Source organism: Mesotoga sp. Brook.08.105.5.1 (genome assembly GCF_002752635.1).
GTDB lineage: Bacteria > Thermotogota > Thermotogae > Petrotogales > Kosmotogaceae > Mesotoga.
Map to the genome: position 1 here is coordinate 35,982 of NZ_AYTW01000021.1, position 12,699 is coordinate 48,680.

The 12,699-nt window shown below is 47.5% G+C and carries 9 protein-coding genes; 5 read left to right on the forward strand and 4 right to left on the reverse strand.

Going from position 1 to position 12,699, the window contains the following annotated elements; genetic code table 11:
• Positions 1-208 precede the first annotated feature (208 nt).
• From V512_RS08725 to V512_RS08740, 4 genes are read right to left on the reverse strand one after another with little or no spacing between them, the layout of a single operon-like run.
• Entirely contained in the window at positions 209-1,597 is a 1,389-nt protein-coding gene (locus tag V512_RS08725) for a sialate O-acetylesterase (RefSeq protein WP_165775369.1), read from the reverse strand.
• Positions 1,594-2,559 (reverse strand): ROK family protein, encoded by a 966-nt coding sequence (locus V512_RS08730; protein ID WP_099830103.1) that lies wholly within the window; start codon positions 2,557-2,559, stop codon positions 1,594-1,596. Before V512_RS08730 ends, V512_RS08725 begins: the two co-directional genes overlap by 4 nt.
• Complete coding sequence (locus V512_RS08735) at positions 2,529-4,283, reverse strand: class I mannose-6-phosphate isomerase (protein WP_099830104.1); 1,755 nt, start codon at positions 4,281-4,283, stop codon at positions 2,529-2,531. The genes V512_RS08730 and V512_RS08735 overlap by 31 nt, the downstream gene beginning before the upstream one ends.
• On the reverse strand, positions 4,280-6,136 hold the full coding sequence (locus tag V512_RS08740) for a hypothetical protein (RefSeq protein WP_099830105.1): 1,857 nt from the start codon (positions 6,134-6,136) through the stop codon (positions 4,280-4,282). The genes V512_RS08735 and V512_RS08740 overlap by 4 nt, the downstream gene beginning before the upstream one ends.
• Positions 6,137-6,422: 286 nt before the next feature.
• Here V512_RS08740 and V512_RS08745 point away from each other — a divergent pair, with 286 nt between their 5' ends.
• From V512_RS08745 to V512_RS08765, 5 genes are all read left to right on the forward strand, one after another.
• Positions 6,423-7,682, forward strand: a complete 1,260-nt coding sequence (locus V512_RS08745) for an ABC transporter substrate-binding protein (protein ID WP_165775370.1) — start codon at positions 6,423-6,425, stop codon at positions 7,680-7,682.
• Between the two features lie 82 nt (positions 7,683-7,764).
• Complete coding sequence (locus V512_RS08750) at positions 7,765-8,652, forward strand: sugar ABC transporter permease (RefSeq protein WP_099830107.1); 888 nt, start codon at positions 7,765-7,767, stop codon at positions 8,650-8,652.
• Positions 8,653-8,665: 13 nt separating this feature from the next.
• Positions 8,666-9,508: a carbohydrate ABC transporter permease gene (locus V512_RS08755; protein ID WP_099830108.1), complete on the forward strand. Its 843-nt coding sequence runs from the start codon at positions 8,666-8,668 to the stop codon at positions 9,506-9,508.
• Positions 9,505-11,709 carry a hypothetical protein gene (locus tag V512_RS08760; protein ID WP_099830109.1) on the forward strand — a complete coding sequence of 735 codons (2,205 nt, stop codon included), beginning with the start codon at positions 9,505-9,507 and terminating at the stop codon, positions 11,707-11,709. The genes V512_RS08755 and V512_RS08760 overlap by 4 nt, the downstream gene beginning before the upstream one ends.
• Positions 11,706-12,692: a LacI family DNA-binding transcriptional regulator gene (locus V512_RS08765; protein WP_099830110.1), complete on the forward strand. Its 987-nt coding sequence runs from the start codon at positions 11,706-11,708 to the stop codon at positions 12,690-12,692. Before V512_RS08760 ends, V512_RS08765 begins: the two co-directional genes overlap by 4 nt.
• The last annotated feature ends 7 nt before the right edge of the window (positions 12,693-12,699 follow it).

A 12,699-nucleotide genomic window follows, 5' to 3' on the forward strand; every position in this document is an offset into this window, starting at 1 on the left:
TCCGAGAGCTTTCGCTGACAAACGCCTTGCGTGCGCGGTCACTAATTCCAGGCTCCCCGAGGAGTCCTCCGCACTCTGACGTCTTGTCGTTCAACTGCACGAATACCATATAATAACCAGAAGAGAACCTTTCTTCATTTCTGGCTCGGCGTTTCATATTCAAGAGAATGAAAAGATGCCCCTAAAGGAGTCGTTCTTAAGGCGCGTCCTAGAATCCTTCCTTCGAGATCTTGAATCCGTAGAATGCCAAAACCGGAAGATGACTAACTGCGTCAATAATCGAAAGAGACTTTGGATTCGTACCATGCTGATTGTGGACAACACCCTCCCCTATGAGTTCTCTAGAGAGCTCCAGATCTATCATGCTGTCCCTAATTGAATATCTCACTATTTCAATCTTTCCCTCTTCATCATAAATGGAGATGGGTAAATCATCTGCCTTGAGATCAAAGGCATAAAGCCTGGAAGAAACGTTTTCAAAGGAAAGACGTACTTCTTTGTCACCTGTTAGAACAGCTTCATTGATGTCCGGTGCATCGGCCTGAATGTCTCTTCCGAAGAGATGTTTAAGGGCGCTTTTTGCAAGTCTTTCTCCGAGCATTACATTCCCGTAAGAACTGTTGTGGATATTGTCTGAAAGAGGTATGTCAATTGCTGGAATTACGAAGACTCCTTTGAGCTCTCTCCCCGCCTTTCTTTGGGCCTCTCGCACCCTGGACCAATTGTCATCGCTCATTCCCCAAGGTTCCTGATCTGCTACAAAACGGTTGAGCTGTACCGTAAAGAAAGCTAAGCAAGGATCATTGAGATCTTCTCTCAAGCTGTTGACGAAGTTCGCAAATCTCTTGCCATACGTGATGCTGAGATCATCAGAAGTATCGGAGCATCCCTGATACCACAGGACACCTGCGAGATCTCCTCCACATCCCGTAGTAATCTCAAGTAGATTAGTATAGAGCTCTCCACTTTCGGCCGGATTCCATTGACTGAGACAGGAGCCTCCGAGAGATGCCTGGATAAGACCAATTGGTCTATTCAATTCTCTCTTAAGATATCTGGCAAAGCTCAGATAAGGTGAATGCCCAGGGTTTATTGTCTCCATGTTTACAGGGTGAATCGTTCCTGTCGAGTCGTTAAGAGGGTGCGAGGCCAGATCCCATTTGCCTTTGTTTCTCAGCACATGAACTCCGATCTCCGGAGGATCGTATATCGGATCTTTGCCATAACCTGCTGAGTTGCTTTGACCGGTAATGACAAAAACCTCACCCACACCGAGATGATGTATGGCATCACCCCTGAAAGCGTATTCTATACCAGAACTATCTGGTTTCAGGGAGGTCTCTATCCTGTAGAGTCCCCCCACGGGGAGCTCGAAAGATATCTCCCATCTTTCGCCTTCAAGCATTGTAGCCGGGAGCCATGGCAGTAGCGGCTCTGAGCTTGCTTCACAGACCACCCTCACAAATACCGCTTGACGATCGGAGATCTCTATAGAAGGAATGTAGCTGCCTGAGAGTGTTACAGAAGCTATTCCTTCCTTATGTTGAAGAATTTGCCAATCTTGGGGTCCACAGTTTATTTGGCAACCTGGTATCATATACTCCCTCCTCCAAAGCATATCTCAGCTAAATGAAGAGCCAATCCTGACAGTGTTGAGCTATCGGGATCGATCGCCTTCAAGATTTTCGGCAGGTTGATGCTCCCCAAATTCGCTTCAAGCTCTTTCCTCAGAGCTGGACCAATAAACTCATAGGCTCCCGAGATCTTGCCTCCAAGAACAATCACATCCGGATAGAAGATCTTGATAAAGGGTATGAGGGCTTCTGCGAGAAGGCTTCCCGTTTCACAGAATAGCTTCATGCAGACAGTGTCGCCCTTGACGGCCAAGTTATAGAGATCCATCACATCTAGATCTACCTGAAGCGAGTCTGAAATCTCCCGGTACCTTGCAAGTATTCCCCTCCGGGAGATTCTGTCGTCAAGTATTCCTTTGCCAAAAGGAAGGTTTCCAATCCAGCCGTAAGGAGGTATTCCTCTTTCATTCTGGACTATTTTCCCTTCCTCCATAAAAGCTGAACCCAGTCCTGTACCTATTGTAATTCCAATGATCCTCCTCGCACCAATAGCTGCACCTTTGAGATACTGGCCACGAGTAAAGGCCCAAGAATCGGCATCGAATATCACGGGAAACAACTCGGTTACGGTGACTTCATTACGGAAGAAACCGGATAGATCCATTCCGTAAAGCGCCTCGTATTTGTTAACACCTTTTATGAGGCAAATTCCTTTTTCGTAATCGAATGGCCCGGGAAAGGCAACTGCGAGGCCGACAGGCTCAAGGTTCATCTTGTTTGACTGCCCGACCAAACCAGTTACGATCTCGGAAAACCGCTTTAGAATAACTGCTCTGGAACCTCTCGAATCAACGGAGGTTATGTTAACGCCTGAGACCAGTTGACCATGCAAATCACAGAGAGCGGATTTTACTGTTGTCCCTCCGACATCTAGAGCTAGTATGATGTGTGAATTCACTTCAAGCGAGCCTTCACAATTATACACTTCTCCCCACTCCCGGCCTCGATTGTGTAACTACCTGCGCAAGCAGGCACTATTACAGTCTCGGAGTAGTTCATCTTCCGCCTGTTCTCCCCCGAGATAAGGATCACACTCTCTCCGTCAACGAGCGTCAATATGTGGAATCTACCTTCGGTTTCGAATTCCACCTTGCCCTCTATTTCAACCCGAAAGACCTCATGGAAGAAGTCTCTGCTTGTCGCGATAAGGTATTCGGCCCAACCATTACCCGAGGCCACTAAAGATGGCTTTGGTTTCAAATGTCTGTCTACCCAGTTCCCCCGTCGCTTCCTATTCAAAACTTTGAAGGCGTGCTCAATGTGAATCGGCCTCATAACACCCTGTAAGTCAGGCCTCAGATGGTCGTATATCTTGAATGTGTACCTGTATGTGGTCGAGCTGATCTCAAGAACGACCAGTCCTTCTCTAGACCCATGCACCGTGCCGGGAGGTATCATTAGTATGTCATGCTTGTCTACGGGAACGCTGTGGACGTAGTTGGTGTAGTCGAAGGCAATACCTTCCTTTTCGGCACTTTCTGCAGCTGCTCTAAACTCTTCAACGCTTGCGTCGCTTCTCAAACCGAGATTGACCCGCCTACTTTCTTTGCAATCGACAATATAGTACATCTCTCCCTGGTGGTAATTCTCATTGAAATTCTCCTTTATGTAGGTAGTCTGCGGATGCACCTGCACCGAAAGATCCCCGCCATTCATTGTATCTAAATAATCAAACCTGATCGGAAATTCGCCGCCAAACTTTCCTCCGCTCTCTACACCCATGATTTTTTCATACGCGAGATCGAAAAAGAGATTCCACGGTAGTTCCAGAGTAGTATTTCGGTTCTTCACGAGTATAGACATCTCCGGCGCAATCACCTCATAACTCCAAGCGCAATTTGGCCATTCTTCAGGAAGATGACGTACCCTCTTGAGCCATTGACCTCCCCACGGACCCGGTTCATAGATAGGTTTCAATCTGAAAGGTTTGGATGCGATTTCCCTGGAAATCTCTCTTAGATCCCCTGCAGCAATTAGTGCCTTCGAATCTTCCGAGTTTGCATCAACATAGTAGTCAAGTGAATCGAATAGATTCCTCCTATGCCTTTCCGAGACGGGAAAATCGATGTAGTACAGTCTCTTGGGCCCAATACTCTGGGTTCCGAAAGAAGCTCCTGTCTTCTTGTAACGCTTCATGGTCTCTTCTCTCGTGAGGTCGAAATACACTTTCAGGTCATACGAGCCTCTCATAGGGCTAAGCATACATCCCCAACCAATTACCAGTATTGCATCCTGCCGCTTCGAGTTCCTCCCTCGACTGATTTCCCTTTTCAGAGTTGAGATCTTTTCTTTTGAGAAGAACGTTGCTATGCTTCTTCTGAAAACCCTGCCAAAAACCTCATCCTGACCAAGATAACGAGTTAAGAGATTTTCAAGTTCTTCATCGTTTCTCCTACATGTGTCGAAATCGTACACTTCAATGGTCAGAGATTTGCGGTCAACGATTTTTTTAGCAGTCTGTATGATCTCTCTCCAGTCGTTCCCGGGGAATCCGTCGATTGCAATAACAGGAACCGTTCCACCCGGCCTTCTCCGTTCGGATAAGAGGAAGTCCAGTATCTCTTCTAGACCCTCTATGGTATGGGCGTTCATCTTCTCGGAGACGTTTGTCGGGTTGAACTGTTCGTGAGAAGGAATCATCTCTATCATTCCCTTCGGCTATTTTCGCTTTGTGAAAGCAATCTGACAAACCTGACAAGTTCATGGGGTTTTAGAAGGAAGAGCCTCCCGCTCTCACCGCCAGATATCACATACTTCATTGTTTTTGTGAGGGTAGTCAGATCCAGCCCTTTCGAGGCCTCTCCAAAGTAGCACGGCGTCATTCCCCAGAAAGGTGAATCCAAACCAATCACGGCCCATGCGCTGGACAGGCTTTCGCTTAGCTTTCTCTCCCATCTTCTCACGTCGCTCATGGGATCAAAACTCCAGTGTTCGGTCTGCTGATTCAGCACAATGAACTCCCCGTCATCGTAGAGCGTTCTGGGCCACTTTGCTTCGTCTTTGTAACTTATGGCATATTGAAAGCCTGCCTCCTTCAGCACTATGAAATCTGGCTCCGCGGTTCCATGTCTGTATTCCGGGCAGGCATCCTGGAACGAGTAATGCCCGATCGGAACATTTGCTTCTCCACAATGTTCAGCTATGATACTTCTGGCCATCAGAAGAGATTCAAAGTAGACGTTTCGCGGCAAATAGCCTTTTGCCTCGGTCGCTACACCCAAACCGGCGCTGCTCAGGAGGATCTCACCCGTAGGAAAGATGCCTCCCCTTTCGCGCGGAATGAAGAACTGTTCAAGGGTCTCGGGAGCGTAATCCCACCAGTTTGACGGGAAAGCTATTCCATCCTTTATTCCGTCAATTGAATGCAGGTCCAGATATCTTGGCAGCACAGGAAGATGACCGAGATCAGCAGCGTAGTTCACGAACACAATGGGAATATCGCCATTCTCAATCCTCTCGAGAAGAAAGCCGTCCGAAACTTCTTCCTTCCACGGAGCCTTCGCTTCCTTTAGCCACAGTACCGGCAACTTCACCTCATTCTTAATGGTCACTCCAACCTCGACATCATGGGCCAGGACAAAGACAATTCCCCGCCTGGATAGTTCAGATATAACTCCATCATCGTATATCTGACTTCCCCAGACTATGTTGTTGCCTGTACTTTTCGCCAGTTCACCAATTACGGGCACACTTTCTCTCAGTGTGCCTAGAGCTGCAATCGGAAGTATATCCTCTCTCATGTACTTGGCAATCCAGCGAAGAGTAATGGGATCGTTTCCCAGCGAAACTCCCTTCCCTCTGTCAACCCATCTTCTGGCCATTCTACCGGTAAGACTCAACAGTGTTTCACCGTCACCAATTCGCTCTATCGTATCGACTTCGTATCCCATTCTTTCGAATCTCTCTGCTTCTTCATCTGAGCAACACGCGAGATGAAGCCTCTCAACCCCCAAATCACGAAGCTTCTCAAACTGACTATCCCCCGCCTCGAGATGAATTGCCAGAGATTTTCGGTAGAATATCTCAGGATACAGAAAAGTGTCTATCCTCGAACGGCCTGGTAACTTGAAAGAACCCAGTTCGACCATCTCAAGCGGAAAGTCAAGCTCACATGAAGGATATACAACTGCATCTTTCGGGAAAGTTTCTTCGAATAAGTTGAAGAGCTCTATATACAGTTCAATCAGTTCCTCTGAAGAATGGTTGAGAGAAGGACATCCTCTCGCACTGAAAAACCTTTCAAAAGGCACCTCCCTACCCTCGCTCATGGAAACAAAGAGTATCTCTTCGTAGAAATTGGTCAAGAAATACAGCTGCTCTTCATGTCTGTTTCCGGCGAAAGGGAGGTGGTCGCCAATACCTGCGAGGCTTGGTCTGACAGAGAAGTAGGCGTCATAATCGATATTCCTGTCCTTACACAACCAAGCAATTACGGGAAGGGAAGCAACCCTCGCCGGACAGCTTTCATGACTGTAATAGAAAATGAGATGGGGACTTTTCATAGATACCTCCTCTGGACTTCAATACATACAATCATTTGTATTCAAAGAGAGTTTATATATCCCATCAAAAAATTCATACGTCTATACTATACAACAGAAGTAATATTTAAAAGAACATAGTTATGGCTTGAAAAAATGCAAGCGTTTGTATTTATTGATGATAATCGTCAATTATCTGCCACCGCGAACCGTAAGACCGCATGAACGGATTCGAATACAAGGGTTCCAAAATGATAGAGTTTTCATGCACCACTGGCACCGAACGTATTCCGGGGAGGGATTAAAAGTGAAGAAATCGTTACTGATTCTTTTTTTGATCACGTTGATGGTGGCCGTTAGTTTTGGTGCGGCTGCGAAAGTGAAGTTCTGGCACATGTATCTTTCAGGTCCGTCGAAGGAAATCATGGACGAGATCATAGCCGAGTTCAACGAGACTAACAAGGGAGCTATCGAGGTCGAGGACCTCGCAATTTCCTTCTGGGACTACTGGGACAAGATCAGGGTCTCTATGGCTGCAAAACAAGAGCCTGATGTCTTCCTGCATGATCTGGGTAACGTGGGAATGAGAGCTTCGACGGGCATTCTTCTTGATCTGAAGCCCTATTTGTTGGCAGCTGGCTTTGATCCTGAAGAAGTCTTCTTTGAGGGACCTTTGAAGATGTGTTCCTACGAAGATGGGATCTACGCTCTTCCCCTTGAGACAGACGTTAGGCTGCTTTTCTACAACAAAGACCTATTCAGACAGGCTGGCCTGGATCCCGAGAAACCGCCTACTACCTGGGAGGAGTTACTCTACTACGCCGAGAAACTGAACGTTCTTGACAAGAACGGTGATTACGAGGTTGTTGGGTTCAACCCGCTATACGGTCAATCTTACTTCTGGATGTATGTCTGGGGTAAGGGAGAAGACTTTATCACTGAAGATGGAGATATTGTTGTAAACAGTCCGGGTATAATACAGGCGTTAGAGGAATGGGTTGCCCTGATAAACGAACTCGGTCTGGAGAAGCTTCTCTCTTTCGGCGCCAATTTCGGCTGGGGTGCGGCCGATGCCTTCATTGCGGGCAAGGTTGCAATGGGAATACAGGTTGGTAATTTCATAGCCGATCTGGCAATGTACGCACCGGATCTAGATTATGGAATCGTACAGATACCTTACCCCGTGCAAAATGCTACCTGGTCCAACGGATTCTCCCTTGAACTATCATCGAGATCCAAGAATATCTTCGCTGCCGTCGAATTCGCCCTATATCTCTTGAGCGACGAGGTTCAGCTGAAACTTGCCGAAGGCATCTCTTCTCTCATAGGTAACAGGAGGGCGGCATACCAGTCCGATCTAATCGAGGATCCTCAGTGGAAGATGCAGATCGAGGCTCTGGAGTTCACGAAGTTCAGGCCTTTCATTCTTGAGGCACCGCTGTGGTATGAGACTTTGCAGGTTGCCACTGAAGAAGCCATTTACGGTACAAAAACTCCCGATCGAGCTCTAAATGATGCACAGAAACTAATAGAAGCCGAGATTCAGAAATACAAGATGACTCACTGAAAGTAACGACGGATAGCAGGACCCGGAAATCTCTTCGGTGTCCTGCTTTCCGTAATCGCTCTGTGAAGGGAGAGCCTGAAGGATGGGAAGAAAACGAAGCAAGTATTTCAGAAGGAAGAACCTCGCCGGCTACCTCTTCGCGGCACCCTGGCTGATCGGGCTGTCGGCCTTCGTCCTCGCTCCGATACTGGCAACACTCTTTCTCAGTTTCACAAGTTACGACATGATCAATGCCCCGCGCTGGATAGGGCTGACTAACTACAAAATACTCTTCACGCTCGACCCCGGATTCTGGAAAGCGCTGGGAAATACTTTTTACTACATGTTCGGGTCGGTTTTTCTCAAGGTCTTCACCGGCCTTATCTTTGCTCTGCTTCTAAGTAGTGCCCTGAAAGGGATGCGGATTTTCAGAACCATCTATTTCCTCCCTGTTGTCCTTCCCTCGATTCCGGTGATGTTCTTATGGATGATGATGTTCAATCCCAGGAGCGGTCTAATAAACCAGTTGCTTGGATTCATAGGTATTAAAGGTCCCCTCTGGCTGAACTCGCCTCAGTGGTCTAAACCGGCTATGATCCTTATGAGCCTTTGGGGGATAGGCGGTATTATCGTCATCTTTCTGGCTGGTCTTCAGGACGTTCCCGAGTATCTCTACGAAGCCGCAGAACTTGACGGGGCTAACAAGCTTCAGATGTTCTGGCGTATCACTGTCCCCATGATCATGCCAGTCATCTTCTTCAATACCGTCACTGGTCTCATAGCCGCTTCCCAGGTCTTTGCAGAGTCCTACATAATGACTGCAGGTGGCCCATTGGAATCGACTACCTTCGTGAACCTTAAGATATACCTGCTAGCCTTCAAAGACGTTAGGATGGGATATGCTTCGGCAATGTCATGGGTGATGTTCATGATACTGGTCCCGATGACGATCCTTCTTTTCAGAATCTCCAGAAAATGGATGGACTACTGAGGGAGTGATTGTCATGAGAGGTTTATGCAGAGCGAAATCAATAAGAAGTTTTACGATATATGGGGTCCTCGGTTTTTTTAGTGTGGTCTACTTGATACCGCTCTTCTGGATGGTGTCGACTTCACTCAAACCGGACGCACAGATCATGTCTATACCGATGCGTTGGTTTCCCGATCCTCCCCAGTGGAGCAACTACGCAAAGGCAGTGGATAGTTTTCCCTTTTTCAGATATTTCTTCAACACACTGTTCCTAACCTCAATGAATGTTCTGGGCAATACCCTCACGGCCTCACTGGTCGCATACAGTTTCTCCAAGTTGCAGTGGAAAGGCAGGAATTTGATCTTCTACATCACTATTGCCACTATGTTCATACCCGGCCAAGTTCTCATAATACCGGTCTATATACTCTTCACTCAACTCGGTTGGGTGAACACCTATCTTCCCCTTATAGTACCGGCCTTTTGCGGGGGAGGCGCTTTCAACATCTTCCTCTTGCGGCAGTTTTTTATCTCCATTCCAGACGAGTTAATGGAATCGGCCAGGATAGACGGAGCTTCGGAGTTCAAGATCTTCAGAAAGATAATACTGCCACTCTCGACACCGGCTCTCTTTACGGTGGCCCTTTTCACCATCGTTTTCACCTGGAACGATTTCTTCGGTCCACTGATTTATCTCCATGATCCGTCCATGTGGACTCTTGCAATCGGGTTGCGAGGCTTTCAGCAGCAGTATTCGACAAACTGGAATCTTTTGATGGCCGCCTCTACACTCACGGCCCTTCCGTTGATAATTCTCTACTTCGTCGCACAGGACAAAATGATGCGCGGCTTCACGCTGAGGGCAGGAATAAGATGAAGAGCACCGGAATGGATCCCTTCAAAAGGATTGCAGCCATATTGGGAGTCTCCTTGCTGGCAGTCATATCTCTTGGTAAGATTGAAAAAGTGTACCTGATTCCCTTCAGTCATCAAGATATCGGCTTCACGGGAACGCAGCTCGAGGTAGAAAGATACTACATTGAGATGTACAACGACCTTCTAGACTTCATGGATAGTTTCCCTGACTTTAGATTCACCGTCGAGACCTTCTGGCAATTTGATTGCTGGCTGAGATCTAATCCCGAAAGCGATCTGGTTGAACGGTACAGTGCTTATGCCAGGGAAGGCAGACTGGACTTCGGGGCTGCATACGGGTCAATGCATACGGGGTTCACAAACGATTATGTGATCTCGAAAAGCCTGGAAATCGCATTGAGTTTCGCTGAAGAAAATGGTCTGGAGATTTCAACCTGCCTTATGAACGATGTTCCCGGCTACACGGCCGATCTTCCCGATATACTGGCGGAGAAAGAAATAGACTATTTCGTCAGCGGGATTAACGATGCCTATGCGGAGGCGCTGGGTCTTGAAGGAAGCCATAACCTCTTCTACTGGGAGGGCCCGCTGGGGAATCGTGTCCTTTGCTGGGTCAGCAAAGGCAGTTACGCGGAAGGGTATTGGATCAAGAGCCCCTCTCTTCTTCAGAACTACCTGAATAACCTCGAGTTATCGGGCTACCCTTACTCCGAGGTAGCCATAATGGTCGCCTTCGATAACGCAGGATACTTCCCGGGCGCCGTTGCATATCTCGACCTCTACTCGAACTGGAACGATCAAGAAGTCGAGCTGATCGTCTCAACACCTTCAGAATTCATGAGGATTATGGAAGAGAAATACGGAGAAACTGCCAGGGTATATAAAGGGGATTGGTCAGGATGGTGGGAAGTGGTCAAGACCGGAGGGCCGTTCTCGGCAGGTGCATTTCGGCGTGTCCAGGAATTCGCCAAAGAACTCGACGAGGATCTGGAAAGGACCGATGCCCGACTAAAGTCTTCACTCGATATCAACCTGATCCTCTACGGCGAACACACTTCGGCCGTAACTGCCGGATGGCCTGGCAAGCTAACCCTTGAACAAAACATAACATCTAATGCGAGTGTTGTGGAATTATCCACCAAAGCTTATTCCCAGCTTGAGATGCTTTTGCGTGAGATGGCTGACGAGCTTTTGCCACAGGAGATTTGCGTTATTGCTCCGGGCGAAGGTCAGTATTACGTCGAGATACCGGCTGATATCCCTAAGGGCGAAGACCTCTGCCTAAAGATCGGGGGTGAGTTATTCGCGGGAACTCCTTTCCTTCGAGAGTTCACGGATCACTGGAACACTTACAGTGAGGGCTATTGCTTTCTTCTACCGCTGAATAGAGGAGTAAATGTTGTTGAAGTTGCAGGTTATGGAACGAACACCGAAGAAGAATTCGATGTCGACAAGCATACGCTTCTCGAATGGAAAGAGAGTGAGAAAGGTTCAATCGAAGTCATTGCTCCATGCAGCGACGGAAGCTATTTGCATTTCGATTTGCGCCTGGAGTCATATTTGACTGGGAGTCCCAAAACCTTTTCACAAATAGATGCTACAATGTCCTCATATAATAGATCTGTAAACGCGCTGAAGGAGATCATAACGCTGAACTACTGTTCTCTACCCATTTCTCAGATAACGCTGGCTGCAGGTTTGCTGGGCGGTATTGAACTAAGCGTTGTTATTGATAGAAAGGAATTGCCGACCGTATCATACAAAGACCATTCGATAAACTATGTTCTTTCACTGGGAATTGAAGGAGTCGCAAATGTTGAGTACAGAGGGGCCAGATCCTTCTCTACTATGGAAAGCGAGTTAGCTGGGTCGAGACCGCCTTTCTTACCTTTCCAAAGCTACATGCTGCTGGATAGATCAGATGGGAAGACCGTCGTGGCCAGCCGCCAGAGTTTTTCTTTCAGTCTGGATGAAAGGTTGAGGTTCCAGCTTCTAAGGCATTATTCTTACAGTGCCACTTCGAACCTTGGAATTGTACCTCTTGGCGAAAATGAACCAGGTACCCCTGATTATCTGGTCTTTTCGTTCTATATAGATACGGTCGAAAACGGTGGATTTGAAAAAGCCGTCGCATTCGTGAATCTCCCATTCGTGATAGCCGTTGAAACAGATCTGGCAAGCGAAGAAAGGTGGTTGCAATGAGCGTTGGTCTCAAGGAGATAGCTGAACTTGTTGGAGTCTCGGTCTCTACTGTTTCAAGAGCCCTTAGAGATGATCCCAGGGTCAATAGAAAGACAAAAGAAAGGATCGTCTCAATAGCCAGAAATATGAACTACCTGCCAAACCAGGCAGCAAAAAGCTTGATAACGAAGAGAACAATGACAATAGGTCTGGTTCTCCCAAACCTAAGGTCTTTCATGCATGATATATTCGATGGGCTCGAGAGTGTATGCTCACCAGCTGGTTATAACATCCTGCTAGGAGTCTCCGACAATGATCCGGCGAAGGAATTACGAGAACTGAAACTACTGCTTGAGAAACGAGTGGACGGCCTCATTCTTTTCTACGTCGGTGGTATCTTTAACCAGGCATCTATAAGATTCCTTAACAATGTAAGTGTACCGATTGTACTTCTAGACAGGTACATACCCCGATCAAGATTCGACTTCGTCGTGAGTGACAACCGCAACGGCTCGCGGATACTTGTTGAACACCTCGTTTCAAAGGGCAAAGAAAAGATAGCATTCATAACACAGAAAGAAGACGCGACAGCCATCAAGGAACGGATGGACGGCTTCCTTGACGGAGTGCTAAAGTGCCGGACAAGACTACATCCCGAATACCTCGCGTGTGAAACAATGCCAAAGATGGAGAACGGTTACGAGTGTACAAGAAGACTCATGAACCTCGATGATCCACCGCAGGCAATAGTTGGATGCACGGGCGACGTCACTCTTGGAGTTGTCAAATACCTGATCGAACATCCTGAACTTGAGGGAAAGATAACCGTAAGCGGATTCGATGACTTCGACTTCCTCTCTTTTCTCAAGATCCCCGTGACCACGGTTGCACAGAAGACAGGTGAGATGGGCCGACAGGCAGCCACGATTCTCCTGGAGAGGCTGTATGGAGATCCAACAGGGCAAAGAAGAGTCTTCCTTGAAACGGTGCTTGTGGAGCGGTAAGACTGTG

Coding starts and splice junctions, on each gene's coding strand:
- V512_RS08725 (WP_165775369.1), bottom strand. CDS start 1,597: ATGATACCAGGTTGCCAAATAAACTGTGGACCCCAAGATTGGCAAATT.
- V512_RS08735 (WP_099830104.1), bottom strand. CDS start 4,283: ATGATAGAGATGATTCCTTCTCACGAACAGTTCAACCCGACAAACGTC.
- V512_RS08740 (WP_099830105.1), bottom strand. CDS start 6,136: ATGAAAAGTCCCCATCTCATTTTCTATTACAGTCATGAAAGCTGTCCG.
- V512_RS08750 (WP_099830107.1), top strand. CDS start 7,765: ATGGGAAGAAAACGAAGCAAGTATTTCAGAAGGAAGAACCTCGCCGGC.
- V512_RS08755 (WP_099830108.1), top strand. CDS start 8,666: ATGAGAGGTTTATGCAGAGCGAAATCAATAAGAAGTTTTACGATATAT.
- V512_RS08760 (WP_099830109.1), top strand. CDS start 9,505: ATGAAGAGCACCGGAATGGATCCCTTCAAAAGGATTGCAGCCATATTG.
- V512_RS08765 (WP_099830110.1), top strand. CDS start 11,706: ATGAGCGTTGGTCTCAAGGAGATAGCTGAACTTGTTGGAGTCTCGGTC.